General features: G+C 35.4%; 18 protein-coding genes and 1 pseudogene. 9 read left to right on the top strand and 10 right to left on the bottom strand.

Annotated elements, in window-relative coordinates:
• Nucleotides 1–53 precede the first annotated feature (53 nt).
• Both DEF52_RS02775 and DEF52_RS02770 read left to right on the top strand, forming a co-directional pair.
• On the top strand, nucleotides 54–473 hold the full coding sequence (locus DEF52_RS02775) for a WD_0964 family protein (RefSeq protein WP_151807794.1): 420 nt from the start codon (nucleotides 54–56) through the stop codon (nucleotides 471–473).
• Nucleotides 474–600: 127 nt separating this feature from the next.
• Complete coding sequence (locus DEF52_RS02770; protein ID WP_151807793.1) at nucleotides 601–2,517, top strand: ATP-dependent helicase; 1,917 nt, start codon at nucleotides 601–603, stop codon at nucleotides 2,515–2,517.
• A 154-nt stretch (nucleotides 2,518–2,671) separates the two neighbouring features.
• Here DEF52_RS02770 and DEF52_RS06540 read toward each other — a convergent pair whose 3' ends face one another.
• Complete coding sequence (locus DEF52_RS06540) at nucleotides 2,672–2,884, bottom strand: hypothetical protein (protein WP_065094389.1); 213 nt, start codon at nucleotides 2,882–2,884, stop codon at nucleotides 2,672–2,674.
• Between the two features lie 4 nt (nucleotides 2,885–2,888).
• Here DEF52_RS06540 and DEF52_RS06535 point away from each other — a divergent pair, with 4 nt between their 5' ends.
• Complete coding sequence (locus DEF52_RS06535) at nucleotides 2,889–3,050, top strand: hypothetical protein (protein ID WP_237357334.1); 162 nt, start codon at nucleotides 2,889–2,891, stop codon at nucleotides 3,048–3,050.
• On the opposite strand, the gene DEF52_RS02760 is transcribed toward DEF52_RS06535, so the two are convergent.
• The 5 genes from DEF52_RS02760 to DEF52_RS02745 form a co-directional block, all read right to left on the bottom strand.
• Nucleotides 3,047–3,268, bottom strand: a complete 222-nt coding sequence (locus tag DEF52_RS02760) for a hypothetical protein (RefSeq protein ID WP_022626388.1) — start codon at nucleotides 3,266–3,268, stop codon at nucleotides 3,047–3,049. The two genes, DEF52_RS06535 and DEF52_RS02760, sit on opposite strands and share 4 nt — an antisense overlap.
• Before the next feature lie 25 nt (nucleotides 3,269–3,293).
• On the bottom strand, nucleotides 3,294–3,428 hold the full coding sequence (locus tag DEF52_RS06750) for a hypothetical protein (RefSeq protein ID WP_255324781.1): 135 nt from the start codon (nucleotides 3,426–3,428) through the stop codon (nucleotides 3,294–3,296).
• A 33-nt stretch (nucleotides 3,429–3,461) separates the two neighbouring features.
• The gene (locus tag DEF52_RS02755; protein ID WP_007549940.1) at nucleotides 3,462–3,665 is read right to left on the bottom strand and encodes an IS5 family transposase; all 204 of its coding nucleotides are present in this window, start codon (nucleotides 3,663–3,665) and stop codon (nucleotides 3,462–3,464) included.
• Nucleotides 3,666–3,756: 91 nt separating this feature from the next.
• Nucleotides 3,757–4,923, bottom strand: a complete 1,167-nt coding sequence (locus tag DEF52_RS02750; RefSeq protein WP_151807792.1) for an aspartate kinase — start codon at nucleotides 4,921–4,923, stop codon at nucleotides 3,757–3,759.
• Nucleotides 4,924–5,123: 200 nt separating this feature from the next.
• Nucleotides 5,124–6,590, bottom strand: coding sequence for a hypothetical protein (locus DEF52_RS02745; protein ID WP_151807791.1), 1,467 nt, complete (start codon nucleotides 6,588–6,590; stop codon nucleotides 5,124–5,126).
• A 135-nt stretch (nucleotides 6,591–6,725) separates the two neighbouring features.
• On the opposite strand from DEF52_RS02745, the gene DEF52_RS02740 reads away from it, so the two are divergent.
• Nucleotides 6,726–8,000, top strand: a complete 1,275-nt coding sequence (locus DEF52_RS02740; RefSeq protein ID WP_010082345.1) for an APC family permease — start codon at nucleotides 6,726–6,728, stop codon at nucleotides 7,998–8,000.
• A gap of 213 nt (nucleotides 8,001–8,213) precedes the next feature.
• On the opposite strand, the pseudogene DEF52_RS02730 reads toward DEF52_RS02740, so the two are convergent.
• Together DEF52_RS02730 and DEF52_RS02725 are read right to left on the bottom strand one after the other, a co-directional pair.
• Nucleotides 8,214–9,174, bottom strand: a pseudogene (locus DEF52_RS02730) (IS110 family RNA-guided transposase).
• A gap of 320 nt (nucleotides 9,175–9,494) precedes the next feature.
• The gene (locus DEF52_RS02725) at nucleotides 9,495–9,947 is read right to left on the bottom strand and encodes a hypothetical protein (RefSeq protein ID WP_015589289.1); all 453 of its coding nucleotides are present in this window, start codon (nucleotides 9,945–9,947) and stop codon (nucleotides 9,495–9,497) included.
• A gap of 140 nt (nucleotides 9,948–10,087) precedes the next feature.
• Here DEF52_RS02725 and DEF52_RS02720 point away from each other — a divergent pair, with 140 nt between their 5' ends.
• Nucleotides 10,088–11,122: an aspartate-semialdehyde dehydrogenase gene (locus DEF52_RS02720; protein ID WP_010962945.1), complete on the top strand. Its 1,035-nt coding sequence runs from the start codon at nucleotides 10,088–10,090 to the stop codon at nucleotides 11,120–11,122.
• 506 nt (nucleotides 11,123–11,628) lie between these two features.
• Nucleotides 11,629–11,760 (top strand): hypothetical protein, encoded by a 132-nt coding sequence (locus DEF52_RS06745; protein WP_255356250.1) that lies wholly within the window; start codon nucleotides 11,629–11,631, stop codon nucleotides 11,758–11,760.
• Between the two features lie 349 nt (nucleotides 11,761–12,109).
• Here the strand turns inward: DEF52_RS06745 and DEF52_RS02715 are convergent, their stop codons facing one another.
• Nucleotides 12,110–12,604, bottom strand: coding sequence for a Smr/MutS family protein (locus DEF52_RS02715; protein ID WP_151807849.1), 495 nt, complete (start codon nucleotides 12,602–12,604; stop codon nucleotides 12,110–12,112).
• 92 nt (nucleotides 12,605–12,696) lie between these two features.
• Between DEF52_RS02715 and rlmB the strand changes: the two genes are divergently transcribed.
• From rlmB to DEF52_RS02700, 3 genes are all read left to right on the top strand, one after another.
• Nucleotides 12,697–13,461, top strand: a complete 765-nt coding sequence (rlmB, locus tag DEF52_RS02710; RefSeq protein ID WP_151807788.1) for a 23S rRNA (guanosine(2251)-2'-O)-methyltransferase RlmB — start codon at nucleotides 12,697–12,699, stop codon at nucleotides 13,459–13,461.
• Nucleotides 13,462–13,540: 79 nt separating this feature from the next.
• A complete protein-coding gene (locus DEF52_RS02705) occupies nucleotides 13,541–14,263 on the top strand; it encodes a Bax inhibitor-1/YccA family protein (protein ID WP_151807787.1) in 723 nt (240 codons plus the stop codon).
• Nucleotides 14,264–14,800: a cytochrome c oxidase assembly protein gene (locus tag DEF52_RS02700; protein WP_151807786.1), complete on the top strand. Its 537-nt coding sequence runs from the start codon at nucleotides 14,264–14,266 to the stop codon at nucleotides 14,798–14,800.
• A 253-nt stretch (nucleotides 14,801–15,053) separates the two neighbouring features.
• Here the strand turns inward: DEF52_RS02700 and DEF52_RS06530 are convergent, their stop codons facing one another.
• The gene (locus DEF52_RS06530) at nucleotides 15,054–15,206 is read right to left on the bottom strand and encodes a hypothetical protein (RefSeq protein WP_237357333.1); all 153 of its coding nucleotides are present in this window, start codon (nucleotides 15,204–15,206) and stop codon (nucleotides 15,054–15,056) included.
• Nucleotides 15,207–15,400: the final 194 nt, after the last annotated feature.

Raw genomic sequence — 15,400 nt, 5'->3', positions numbered from 1 at the left:
CTTAATTTATCAATATATAATATGTGTATGTTAGTAATTAATGGCGGCTCAAAATGTACAACATATTTGGTTATTTTAAAAGCAACAATAGTTCTAACGCACAAAGTAGCAGACTAGATGGAGAAAGTTATCAATACACCACAAGAGACTATATGACAATTTACTTTAATAACACACTAGCAAGTTTCAGTAGATCATTGAGAGAATTTAAAGAAAAAGCGTATGGATTTATGTATGATATCGGAACTTGGTTGAAAGAAACATATGAAAATCTCACTGAACGACCTGCAACGCATAATCGCTATACCCCAAAAGAAAAACCCCTTGTTGAAGTTGAAGAAATAGAAATGAAGGAACTAAACCGTACATATAAGCCATTCCAAACTCCACCTATTCACCCAACAACTGGTGCCAATACCTCAAATCAAGTTGTTGTTACTCGACATACACCTGAAACTACTAAAACAAAATAGATGTAAAACCTACGTTTAAATATATAGTACTTGAGTGAAGCATTCTTTAACTGTTCTATTCAATAAAACCTTTACAATATTTCAATCATAGGTTTAACTTTACGAAGTTATAATCTATAGGGCTACGATGAACGATTATCTCTCACTGCTAAATCCAGAACAACAATCAGCTGTAACTAACATAGATGGACCGGTTTTAATATTGGCAGGAGCCGGAACCGGAAAAACAAGAACGATTACTTCAAGAATAGCACACATAATTAGAAATGGTCACGCTTATTCTGATGAAATATTAGCTGTTACATTCACAAATAAAGCAGCAAATGAGATGGTATCAAGGGTACTTGAGCTAACGGGCACAAACATACCATGGCTTGGCACTTTCCATGCAATTGCAGCAAAAATTTTGCGCCTGCACGCAGAAATTGTGGGCTTAAACCCCAATTTTACAATCATTGGTGTGGATGACCAATTACAGGTAATAAAAAATATTATCAATGAAATAAGCCCTGATTACCTATCAGAAAAATGTAAGACCATTATGAATATTATTCAGCAATGGAAAGAGAAGTGCTTATTGCCATCTGAAGTGGAAGATATTCAATCATTTAGGCCAGTATATGTAACTGCACTCAAGGTCTATCACCAGTATCAGGAAAGGTTGAAATTCCTTAATTCTGTCGATTTTGGTGACTTATTGCTATATAACATACAGCTCTTTAATCAAAAGACCGAAGTTCTGTCCTACTACCAAAACAAGTTTAAATATGTCATGGTAGATGAATATCAAGATACAAATGCGATACAATATCTTTGGCTAAAATACCTTGCAAAAGAGCACTCAAATATTTGCTGTGTAGGAGATGATGACCAGTCGATATATAGTTGGCGTGGTGCAGAAGTTGAAAATATTTTGAAGTTTTCTGATGATTTTAAAAATGCAAAAACCGTTAAACTAGAGTGTAACTACAGGTCAACATCCCACATACTTGCAACTGCGTCATATGTTATCAATCACAATAAGACTCGCTTAGAAAAAAAATTGTGGACAACAAACATTGAAGGGGAAAAGGTAAATCTAATAAAATTATGGGATGGGAAAGCTGAAGCAAGGTTCATAAGCGAACAGATATTGAAACTCAATAAATACAGATTTAGTGACATTGCAGTGCTGGTAAGGGCCACTTTTCAAACTAGAGTTCTCGAAGAGTATTTTATAAAATATTCAATTCCCTACAAGATTATAAGTGGCGTAAAATTCTACGAACGTCAGGAAGTCAGGGATATAATTGCATATTTAAGACTTGTTACAAACAATAACGATGACTTAGCTTTCGAAAGGATAGTAAATCGGCCAAAAAGAAGCATAGGAGCTACAACTCTAAAGAAAATATACACGACTGCTCAGGATAACAAAATTTCTTTTTTTGAGGCAGCAAAAATATTAGTTAATAGTAATCAGGTAACCGAAAGAATTAAACTCTCACTCAACGATTTTTTAAATAAAATTAAAGCTTGGGAAGAAATAGTAAGCGTAAAACCACTGCATGAATTCGTTAAAATCGTAGCAAACCAATCAGGATATATTGAAATGCTTGAAAATGAGGAGGTAACAGGCTTAGCACGAATAGAAAATGTTAAAGAGCTCATCTCATCTTTAAAAAATTTCGATAATGCCACAACTTTCTTGGAGCATATAAGTCTGGTGATGGAAGTGGATAATATGAATAACGATGACACCGTATATGTTATGACTCTTCATGCAGCCAAAGGACTTGAATTCCCGTGCGTGTTTCTACCTGGTTGGGAAGAGGGATTATTTCCTCATCAAAGATCTTTTGATGACAAAAGTGGTAAAGCTTTAGAAGAAGAAAGAAGACTTGCATATGTTGGCATAACCAGGGCAAAGGAAAGGTTAATCATTTCATGTGCAGATAGGAGGGAAATTAACAACCAGTGGCAACCGATGCGCACTTCTCGGTTCATTAAAGAATTGCCAAGAGAAAATGTTGAGGTAATTAAAAGCAACATTGCCTACTGTTGAAGCTATAATTGCAGATAAACATATCTTACAAATCTGAATTACTTCAACTATATGTTTCTCCTGGCAAAAATTCTGTAACCGTTCACACTTAATTCTTCAATCTCATACCAATTTCTATTACATAACAAACAAATAGACAATAGAAGTGAGAAGGTTATACTAAGGCAGTATAATGATGGAGTTTTGGAATGGCATTGGTATCAGGTTGCAATTTTAGCTTACATTGTGCCAATCTTTCTTCGATTGCTGCTCGCATAAATTCTGCCTGTCTTTTAGTTCTGCAGTGCACTATCGCATCATCCACATATCTTTCAAATGGTACTGTTGGGTGATTTTGTTTCATCCATATATCAAATGCATGGTGTATAAATATGTTTGAAATGATTGGGCTTATTGAACCTCCTTGCGGAACTCCTTTTTTCCCTAACTACCTTACTGCCATCTGCTTGCTGAATAGGGGATTTCATCCACCTTTCAACATACAGTATGACCCATTTGCAGTCTGTGTGCTTCTTGATAGCCTGCAGTGCTAAATTGTGGTCCAGATTGTCGAAAAATCCTGTAACATCAACAGCTTTCTTGGTAATCGTATCCTGTCTCCAATAAACAGCGGTTTTGCTATGTATCCTTGATCAGCAAAAAACTTACGTAAAGTTGGAGCCTTGTATTTAGCTTGAGTGAAAAGATTTAGAGCACCATCACGATCTTGAACACTTGCACTATGAACATCAGCCGCAATAATTAAGCCCACTGTATCTACAACAATATGACGTTTTCTACCCTTTATTTTTTTTCAGCATCATATCCTCTGGATCCCCTTTTTGAGTGGTTTTTACTGATTGACTGTCAATTATTCCTACTGAAGGTGTTTCATTTTTACCAAACATTTTTCTTACCTCTTTTACTAGCATATTATGTATTTTTTCCAATTTGCCATTACTACGTCACCTGAGAAAATAGTCATACACTGTCTTCCATGGAGGAAAATCTTTCGGCAGCATTCTCCATTGACAACCACCTCTCATTATATACCTTATTGCATTAATAATTGTTCTGATATTGTGCTTTCTTGGCCTCCCTATCTTTCCTTGTGCAACATGTGGCTCCAAAATTTCCCATTCCTTATCACTTATATCACTTGGATACAATTTTCCCTCCTATTTTTTACTTACACTATCATATTTTTTTCCTCATTCCTTTTCAAGACATACTCTTAGACAACTGGACGTCAAGCCTATCCTAGTGCTGCATATCAAGCTCATACTCAGTATGTAGATCTTTGACTAAAGCTACAGCGCATTCTTTTTGAACAATTATACTGATTTTGATTTCAGATGTTGTGATAGCAAGTATTTCTATCTTTTTTTCGCTTAAAACCTTGAGTGTGCGGTGCATCACTTCAGTGTTAGACATAACACCAATACCAATTATTGAAATTTTAGCTACATTATCGTTTATAGCATAATTTTCATTCTTATTCAGTAACTTTTCCATTAAATCAATATCAAATTTGGAGATAACAAAACTTGACCCATGTATCATATCAATTTTAACGTTTGCTCCTGCTATATCTCTTAAAGTACGCAAGTTATTTGCAAGGTTAGTGAAAGTTACAAGAGCTTCATTAGTGCTATAAGTTATTCCAGTAATTAAGTATCTCTCTAGTACATCCCTTTTGTGTAGCACTGTGGTGCCTTCTACTTCCTTAAAAGTGGATAGCACTTGCACTTTAATGTCATGTTTCATTGCAAGTTGTACTGAACGATTATGCAATATTTTAGCACCAGATGACGACATTTCCAACATTTCATCGTAAGAGATAAATTTGAGCTTGCGTGCCTTTGGAACAATTCTCGGGTCTGCTGTATATATTCCATCAATATCAGTAAAAATTTCGCAAGTTCTAACACCAAAGGCTACCGCGAAGGCAACTGCTGATATATCAGAGCCTCCTCTTCCAAAAGTAGTGATTCTATCATCATTTATACCCTGAAAACCAGCAATGATCGCAGCAGTATAACCCTCAGCAAAAGATCTTTTCACACGTTCAATCTTTATTGTTTTTATTTTAGACTCAGAATAAAAATCATCAGTTACAATTGGTAACTGCCAGGCAAGCCACGATTTAGCATTAACTCCGATCGATTGGAGAGTGATAGCTAATAGACCGCAAGAGATTTGTTCTCCTGCTGAAAGCATAACGTCATACTCTGATAACTCTTGTCTATAACTTAAATTTGAGATTTGCCTAGCCTGAAAAACCATTTGGTCAGTAAATCCTGCAACAGCAGATACAACAACGATTACATTACAACCTTTCTCAATATCGTTTTTTATCAAATTTGCAACTCGGTTTAAATCAGTTAGCGAAGTCCCACCAAATTTTTTTATGATTATTTTGTCCATAGTTACAATATAACTCTCTTCTGAAGAAAAATATAGTTTTTGTAGAGATAGCAGCTTGCAAGCCATTCAGAAAAGGGAAGACAAAGCTATAGAACACGTCATACCGCCGCGGCGCTAACTAGTAGCGGAATGACGAATGTGTTGTTTTAAAATTGTCAGTAAATCTAAGTTAGTTTAGCTATATAGCACGAACTAAACCACTAAGCAGCAGAAGACCTTGCATGACCTCCAAAAAATGCTTTTACTCTTTCAAGATAAGTAGGTGGTTCTGCAGGGATTTCTATTTCATCTATTTTAGAATATATTGCCGCGTCTACGACTTCATCCGTTATTAACTCCCTTAACCTTTGTTTTATCTGCCCTCTCCGAATATGTTCTCCATAGTCGTTATAAAACTTTACATATAATTCCTTAAACACAAATTCTTTTATAGCATCTCTTGTATAGGAAATGCCATCCTTTACTTCATCACTCATGTTGCTCAAATCCACCCCAGAACTTGGTGAATACAAATTATCAAAATTTTCTTTCAAAACTTTTATTTTATGGTAGTGCTTATCCACATATTTCTCAAGAAATCTTTTAGTAGCATTACCAGCCAACTTCCCCATTAGCTGAGGCTCCAGTTGAGCTGCAAAGTTGTTTTCTGCTTCAAGGCCACTTAATGCATAAATAATACGGAGAAGCATTCCAGGACCACATTGGCGGTTACTTTCTTCAAAGCGAACCAGTAATATAGATTTCAATAGTTCTACGTCTGCATTTTGCTCTCTTGCCGCAATTAAAACTAAATTTATAGCCTGTGTCAATGTCAATCCGGTTTGTGAATCTACCCAATTTACCCACTCCCCAGTTTCATAACCATCCAATCTTAGATAAGGTTCTATCATTCGTTTTTGCTGACTTGTTAAACCGCTTATATAACTTTTAAACTCTTCATCCAACTCATTTAACGGCGTACCATGTTCTTCCTTTAATTTTTTGGCACATTCAATAACGCTTTGCTGAAAACTACTCGTGTGAACGTTCTGACTACTAGTGCCCACATCACTTACATTAAACAAAAAGCTTAGCTGCTTTACATTCAAACCCAAAGGTGAAAAGAGTTTTACTGATGGATATTTTATTAACTCAAGAAGTGCTACTGGAATTAGCAGTGCATAATTTAACAATAATAAACCAAAATTAAATATAAGAAACCCACGTAGAGCTGATACCTTTGATGCAATATACAAAAATGGAAGCTGTAGGTAATATATCAAGTGTATACTGAAGAATAAGATTTTGTCCTTTAATTTTATTGTTGGATCTTTATAAACCTCAAACAACATGCTATTGCTATCAATATTGTTGTTTTTAAAGGAGGTATAGTTGTTTATGATCTTCTCTTGCAAGGGAAGAAGCATTTTATTCAGGCAAATAAACGCAGCAATAACAATAAAACCTGTAGCCAAAAATGCTAGTGCAGGGCTAGAAGTGCTTGTAGATAAATAGGCATAAAGACCATCAACAATTAAGTTTTTGTATAATCTTTCAAAGGGACGAACTAGAATCGGGTCAAGGATATAGTTAACAAGAAGATTTAAATAATACACGAGAAACAAAAGTGCAATCAAAAATGCAATAATACTACAAACAACCAAAAATGCTTTTAATCTCGGATTCATAACCCCCTCTTAATAATCTGTTAATATAATCTATTTTAGGAATAAATTGAAAAAAATGCAAGTTTTTATGTTAAAAGATCAATTGAAATTTCTGAGTTTAGGGTATATTGTTAATCTATTTAGATAAGAATTATTGTGTCAAATAAAATAGGTTTTTGGGCTATTTTTGCCTTAGTGATTAGCAGCCAAATTGGCTCTGGAATTTTTATGCTTCCAATTAGCCTTGCTCCATATGGCATGTATAGCCTTATAAGCTGGATAATATCAGGGCTTGGTGCTATATCTCTTGCTTTAGTTTTTGCCTCACTCTGCGCAAAATTTCCGGAAACGGGTGGCCCTCACGTCTATGTAAAGCATGCTTTTGGCCCTGCTGCAGCTTTTTTTGTTGGTTGGACGTATTGGGTGATCTCATGGGTTAGCACAACAGCCGTAATAGTTGTGGGTGTTGGTTATCTTACACCATTTTTCCATGAAGATATTCAAAACGTACATCTGTTTTTAGAGATGTTATTACTTACAATTATTACACTAATAAATTTTAGAGGAGTAGCTACTGCTGGACGTGTTGAGTTTTTATTGACGGTGATAAAAATTTCTGTATTGCTTGTAATACCTATAGCAGCATTGTTTTTTTTTGATAGAAATAACTTCATCATAAGTGAAGAAATATCAAATCTTACAACATCGCAGATTCTTGCCCGTTCTACACTTATTACTCTATGGGGTTTTATTGGAGTTGAATTGGCAACAGCACCTGCAGGGTCAGTTGATAATCCAGCTAGAACAATACCAAGAGCTGTGGTACTTGGAACAATCTCTGTTGCTGTTGTGTATTTTATCAACAATCTTGCAATTATGGGATTAATAAATGGCAATGATTTAGCAAGTTCAAGAGCACCATATGTTGACGCAATAAAAATTATGGCCTCTGGCAATTGGCACTTGATTATTTCTATAACTGCGTTCATTTTTTGTGTTGGTACTTTAAACGCTTGGGTACTAGCTAGTGGACAAGTGGCCCTTGGCCTTGCAAAAGATAAACTGATGCCACAGTTTTTTGCTCAAAGAAACAAGCACGGTTCTCCTTTCTGGGGCATAACAACTAGCTCAGTTGGAACTGCAACTTTACTAATCCTCACTTCAAGCAACAATTTTGCTAAGCAGATCACATCAATTATCGACTTTTCTGTAGTTTCATTTTTATTTGTTTACCTTGCATGCAGTCTTGCTTTTCTCAAAGTTATTGTGCAAGAAAAGAGTTGTTACAAATTTTTAATTGGCAGTATAGCAACAACCTTTTGCTGCTGGGTAATATTTGAAACTTCTGTGAATACCTTGCTGATCGCAAGCTTATTCACTGCAAGTGGCGTACCTCTTTATTTATTTTGGTATCGCAGAGTTTCTGTATAGCAAATGTTATGTATCTGTTCAGCAGAGTGGCAAAATAAGGTAGACGAGAAAAGACAACTATAGGAAGAAATGGGTGTCATGCCAGTGCGTGACACTGGCATCCAGTTCTTTCGCGCAGTTCCATCAAAAACGTTGTAAAGGATTAATCGCTTTCGTGTTTACCAACTTAGTGCCCAATCTGGATCCCAGATACTGTCTCTGCTGTCAAACAAATTATCCAACAAAATTACAATTAAATGGTTGATTATTTTTAAGAATACCAAAAAAGACATGCATTAATTTTCGCATTAACGCAAGAACTATGACTTTTGGACATTTGCCTTTACTTGCTAGACGCTGACAAAACTTTTGAAAATGATTATTATGGTTTTTGACTACTATAGCTGGCATATAAAGAGCTTTTCGAATACGCTCAGATCCTATTTTGCATATGCAACTTCTCTTACTTACTGACGATCCCGATTGATAATGTCCTGGCAGCAAAAGCTGTAAATTGTTTAGCATTGTCAAAGTTATCAACTGATGGCATTTCTGCGACAACAGCAACAGCAGTAAGATATCCTATACCTTTTATAGTCTTAAGGTTTTCCACCATATTTTTTAGATGTGGATAGTTATTTATATGCTCATTAATTTCTTTTTCGAGAACAATAATTTGCTCCTCTATTGCCAAAATTACTTTAGATATAGCTTCTTTGCAACTGGAATGCATATTTTTGTTTTCCAAGCGATTTGTCTGTTGCACCTTATCATCTTTTAGCGATTGCATGCAACGGTAAAGCTCCCTCAAATGCCTCATTTCAGGTGCAATGGGCTTCCAAAGAGCAGGTTTGTTGGCGATACAAAATCTAGCTATCATAGCTGCATCTGATTTATCTGTCTTATTTCTGAGCAGCTCACTTTTGCCAAAAGCTTTGATTTGGGCTGGGTTTACTATACTGACATTATGTCCTAAATCGTGCATAAAAGTAGCTAAATCTTCTCCATACCAACTAGTTGCTTCAAGACATAAATGAGTAAGATTTGCTCCATGGCCATTGCACCAAACTACAAGTTTTGCAAAACCATCTTGATTATTTTGAAAGACTTTGTGTCGTTTTTTACTGTCCACTAACAAACAAACATCAAATTTCTTTTTTGAAATATCCACACCCAAAATAGCATTTACTTGCATAAAATTGCCTCCAAGACTATAAATAAACTGAGAGTTTAGACTAACCTTGTAATACGGGATATAATTCCAAAAGATACTGTTCAGTCTTTAACTCTATGGGAGGGAAGCAAAATCTGGCTTAATGGCATTAGTGTCGCATCAGCTTCACCCTCCCTGTGAGGTATTTTAGCTCTAATGCCTCACATCATAAAGATACAAGTGTCACGCACTGGGATGACGAGAAAGGAGCACTGGAATTTTTGTTTCAATATTTGTACATGAGCCATGCATCTGAACAGATACAATGTTATAACTAGAGATAATTTTTAAATGATTGATATTTATGAACTACGACTTTTCTTGTTGTCCACTTGTTCAACATTACCCTTCTCAAGTTTACTATCTACTTCTTTTGTGTGTTCATCATCTATACTAGTTTCATCTTTTATCTTACTAGGGTAATCTTCCTGCGATTTTTTATATGCTTCCATGTTGTCATATATAGGGTTACTGATGATTTCTATTTTTTCAGGTGTGAAAATCCTTGCTAAAAATCTCCTTATTATTGGTATTGACCTTAAGAGATCTCTTAGCTTTGAAGATTCTTGTCTTTTGTTTAGAGACTGTTGGTCTATTTTAGAGGTTTTTACACCATACTTTTTATCATCAAAATTTATTGTAGGCTTTCTTTTATTCGAAAGAACACTTTGGGCCTTTGATCCATTGGTTCCTTCAGGCCCTTGAGGTGTAGACATTGCAGGTTTAACCTTAGTTTCATCGTATTCCTTACTCATCTTTCATTTCATTATGTAATATTACTAATATTGCATAATAATAGCTAAATTACAATTAATTGCAAGGTAAAAATATTAAAACAATTGTAAATTTTGTCAGTAAAAATATAATAGAACTTTAAAATTAGAGGTTCATCTATATGAGATACAAAATTGCTGTTATTGGAGCAACCGGAAGAGTAGGGCGTGAGGTATTAAGCACGCTTGCTGAATTTCAAGATGAGGCGATAGATTGCGTTATTGCACTTGCATCGAAAAAATCAGAAGGGAAGAAGGTGAGCTTTGGTGACAAAGAGTTAACAGTTTTATGCCTTGAGGATTATGACTTCGTTGGAACTAATGTAGCCATTTTCTGTGCTGGATCTCATGTTTCTGAAGAGTATGTACCAATTGCAACACAGGCTGGATGCATCGTGATAGATAACAGTTCCCATTTTAGAATGAAAGAGGGTGTGCCACTCATTATTCCAGAGATTAATAAAGAAAAAATTATGGAATATAAAAACCACAACATAATATCCAATCCAAACTGTACTACAATACAGATGCTGCTAGTACTACATCTATTACACCAAAAAGCAAAAATAAAGAGAATCGTTGCTTCAACTTATCAATCAACTTCTGGTGCAGGCAAAGCAGCAATGGATGAGCTCTATGACCAGACAAAAAAAATCTTTATGAACGAAGCTAAAAAACCCAAGATATTCTCTAAGCAAATAGCATTCAATTGCATTCCCCATGTAGGAGAATTCATGGAAAATGGCTCTACAGAAGAGGAATGGAAAATGCAAGAGGAGACAAAAAAAATTTTAGAGGAAGATATAAAAGTTACTGCAACTTGTGTAAGGGTACCCGTCTTTATCGGTCACGCTATGGCAGTAAATGTGGAATTTGATCAACATATCACTGAAGAACAAGCTCGTGAAGTGCTAAGTGAAGCCGAAGATAGTGGAGTTTTAGTGTACAACAGGCGTGAAGATAGTGAATACATAACTCAAATTGATGTTGTACAGGAGAATGCTGTATATGTATCGCGTATTAGAAGAGACAATACTGTTGAGCACGGATTAAATATGTGGATAGTGGCTGACAACCTGCGCAAAGGCGCAGCATTAAATATAGTGCAGATTCTTGAGATTTTGATAAGAGAGCATTTGTCAATCAAGTGCATATAGAGCGCACGTACGTTGTAATTCGAAGGAAATTGTATATCACATGGCAGCGCGTGACGCTGGAATGGCTTTGTTGCATCGCTACTTATGAAAGGCTAACTATAATTAGGATTATAAGCAACTTATTGAAAATCTTGTTTTTTTTGCAATCAATCTGATCAAATTTAAGAATAGTATAGCCTTTCTTATAATAGTCCGAATGCGATAAGATATGTGTTTATGGCTATAGCAGGCCAGTAGCATATTACGGTCTGTTCGGATTATTGTAAAAAGAGCTATAACTTGTTATTTATATTAATAAATTTAATTCTATTGAAAATAGCTAAAGCATTGAAATTCTTGAATTTTAGCCGGATTAGTGAGTGGTAGTGAAATTTCTTTTACTCAAATTTAGGTATTCACTGACCGTTCTTGTTATAAATACCAGAATAATAAGCTACTGATATTCTCCACCTTTTTTATCTTTAATCCATCATAGCTAGCGATGCAACAAAGCCGGCTGGATTCCAGTGTCAAGCACTGGAATGACACCATTTGCTGTGCAGTTTACCTTCAAAAATGAATGTTCGTACAGCTATGGAATAAATCGCGGTATGACGGTTCGCAGCGGTATAGTAACTCGTCACCCCGCTACTTGTTAGCGGCTGAGATACCGCGGCGGTATGACGTAGAAGCTATACTTTTATACTCACCAACTCAGTATCCAATCTGGATCCAAGTAGTCAAGCTATTCGGATGACACCCTCATAAAGTGAAATGAGATCCCGCTAACACGTAGCGGGATGACGAGAAAGGGGCTACTCGGATGGCACCCTCATAAAGTGAAATGAGATCCCGCTAACACGTAGCGGGATGACGGGAAAAGAGGTACTGGGAGACATCCTTCCTGGTAGACCCAAATCACAATGTTCGCACAGTTGCGCGTCACGCGCTGCCGAACACTGTATGGTTATACAAGAAAAATTAAGGCTTAAAAGGAAACTTAAGCAGCTAATAGGGCCTAAGCCTTCTTAATAAAACATAAAAAGCTCCTTTACCACCATGTTTTTTCGTAGCTTGCTGGTAGTATAGAACCATATACTGGATTTTAGTATCATTTAACCACTTATTTAAGTTATTCTTTATAGTGTCTGTTTTATTTGTTGCACTGCCGTATCCCGTAATTACCAATAAACATCTATTCCCTGCTCGATAATTTTTGATAATAAAATCTATCAATTTACAGTAAGCATCCTCTATATTATAGCCATGCAAATCAAGCTTGTCGCTTATAAAATATTTACCCCTATCAATCTTTGATTTTGTGTTGTAGTCAAGACAAAATGATGAGTTACCATTATTGGTATTAAGAAAATTCCCTTGTAAGTCGGAGGTACCTTTATCAACCATAGACTTTATATTTACTTTATGATCAACTTTCAAAGTAACTTTTCCACATTTTATTGGCTTAACATTTTTTTGCCAATCCAACTCATCGTCCGACATAAACGCATTAATCGAATTGTATAATTTTACAACAATATTCAAACATAGTAAAATGTTGCTTATTCTATAAAAACCAGATTTTCGATAATACGATGAAATCGTCAAAAACTAATGAGAATTTTTGGCTGTATGGAAAGCACACCTGCATGTCAGCACTGAAGAATAAAAATAGGCGGTGTATAGAACTGTTAGCAACAGAAAATTTCTATAGAGAGCACAAAAAAGAAATTAGGCAATGTGTAGACAGTAAGGGCATTAAAGTTCGATTAGTAGAAAGCAAAATACTTAATGACGTTTTACCCAAAGGTGCTAACCATCAGGGAATTGCTTTAAATGTTGCCCCTATTCTTTATAACTTAAGCATCGAAGAAATAGCTGAAAGCTCGAACGATAGCTCTACTATAGTCATTTTAGATCAAGTCACTGACACGCACAATATTGGGTCGATTTTAAGAACTTCAGCTTGTTTTAATGTCAACGCATTGGTTTTACCACATAACCATTCACCGAGTGAAAATGCATCTATTGCAAAAGCAGCAAGTGGAGCTTTAGATATTGTCCCGCTAATATACGTTACAAATATAGTAAAAACTATGCAGTATTTAAAAAAGGTCGGTTACTGGTGTTATGGGTTTGATTGCAATACTAAAGAAAATATAGATGAAATAAAGAGTTTTGAGAAAAAAAGAGTAATTATTTTTGGTTCTGAAGAGAAAGGGGTACGAAGACTAGTTAAAGAAAACTGTGATTATCTTTTAAAAATACCAATGTCAAATGCAATTAACAGTTTAAATGTTTCAAATGCAGCGGCAATAGGCCTATATTCTATTTATATTAAAACAAATGCCAGCGCATAGCTGTTTATAATAAAAACACTTGATAAAAATGTGGTTTTATATTATAATGTGTTAAGTAATGGACAAAAGGAGTTATATTATGTCTTATATGAGAAATGAACAGGATATTCGCTCTCAAGGCGTTTATTATAGTGCTGGGCTTAGAAGTTACTTAACTAAAGTATACAATTACATGGCTTTAGCTTTGGGCGTCACAGGACTTGTTGCATTTTTAACGGTGTTTTCTGGTCTTTTTCAGGTGATTTATTCTAATCCCGTCCTATCGCTTGTGGTAATGTTATCTCCAGTTGCATTGGTGTTCTACATGTCTTATAGAATTCAACACCTAAGTGCTCAGTCTGCCGTTACTATATTTTTCTCGTTCTCAGTGTTAATGGGGCTTTCCTTATCTTATATTTTTATAGTTTATACTGCAGAAAATATAGCAAGGGCGTTTTTCATTACATCAATCATGTTTGGCTCTATGGCTTTATATGGTAATACTACAAAAAGAGATCTTACAAGTATGGGCTCTTTCTTGATTATGGGAATCTGGGGGTTAATCATTGCGTCTATAGTAAATTTATTCCTTGGAAGTAGTCCTCTCTACTTTGCAATATCGTTTATATCAGTAATAGTATTTACCTTAATGACTGCGTATGATGCTCAAAGAATCAAGGACGTTTATTATAAACATAATGACGGATCAGAAGTTGCTACTACTAAATTGGCAATACTCGGTGCAACTAATCTTTATTTTGACTTTATTAATATATTTCTCAATCTACTCAGGTTACTTAACTTGTTCAACAATAGGGATTAGATGTTTTCCTTTTTAAGGAAAGGCAGTAAGAATTCTATAGTTTTCTTTCTAATATCTCTAGTTGTATTGATGTTATGTCTTGCATATGCATCGGTGCCTCTATATAGCATTTTTTGTAAAGCTACTGGGTATGGTGGCACAATAAGAAAAGTAACTAACACAACAACAAATATAACTAACCAAAAGATCAGGATCCATTTCAATGCTGATATAATGTCCGATCTACCTTGGGAATTTAAATCAGAAACTAACTATGTTGATGTAAACATAGGAGAACAAAGTTTAGCTTTTTATTACGCAAAAAATCTATCTGATCAGCCTTCATTTGGAATGGCGGTGTATAATGTTACGCCTTTCAAAGCAGGTAAGTATTTCAATAAAATTGCATGCTTTTGTTTTGAAGAGCAAATGTTGCTACCAAAACAAAAAGCAGCTATGCCCGTATCTTTCTATATAGATCCTGAGATAATGCTTGATAGTAATACAAAAGATTTGAGCGAAATAACACTATCATACACGTTTTTTAAGCTTAAGTAATAAACTTTTTCCTATTGTCACCCAAGCAGCGTGAGCTATAGCTAAACTGACTTAGATTTACCGACAATTTGAAAAACTGTCATTCCGCTACCCGTTAGCGGGATCTATGCTTTGAGATACCGCGGCGGTATGACGTAATCCGATAAGGTAAACCTCGTCATCCCGCTACTTGTTAGCGGGATCTCCGCGGCGGTATGACGTGTTAGCTATAGAAGGAGTGCATTGTTATTCAAATAATGATTATGCAACAGATCTATTGAATTGAGCAGGAGTTCTTATTTGCTTTTTGCGCACCGACTACTTGTGTCTCAGTGCTTGGTGTTATCAATTCCCATCCTTCATTCTTTGCTTCACAAGCATTCCAATATTGAGCCAATTCCTTATTATTTTTTACAGAATCTGGCATTTTTTCATGAGGTTTTTTTTCCAATGTATGCTTAATTAGAATCTTACAGCAATCTTTGCATTCAATTGACTTCTCTGCATCATATAATTCAGTAACACAATCTAAAGCGGTATTTCCACCGTAGTGTTCATGTGGGCTATCACTTACCCACTGCCATTAAGTTAAGGAAGGAATGGTAAAAAACGAACCAGAAG

The sequence above is a fragment of the Wolbachia endosymbiont of Nasonia oneida genome, from assembly GCF_009012935.1.
GTDB lineage: Bacteria > Pseudomonadota > Alphaproteobacteria > Rickettsiales > Anaplasmataceae > Wolbachia > Wolbachia pipientis.
This window is presented reverse-complemented; position numbering and strand designations above follow the sequence as displayed.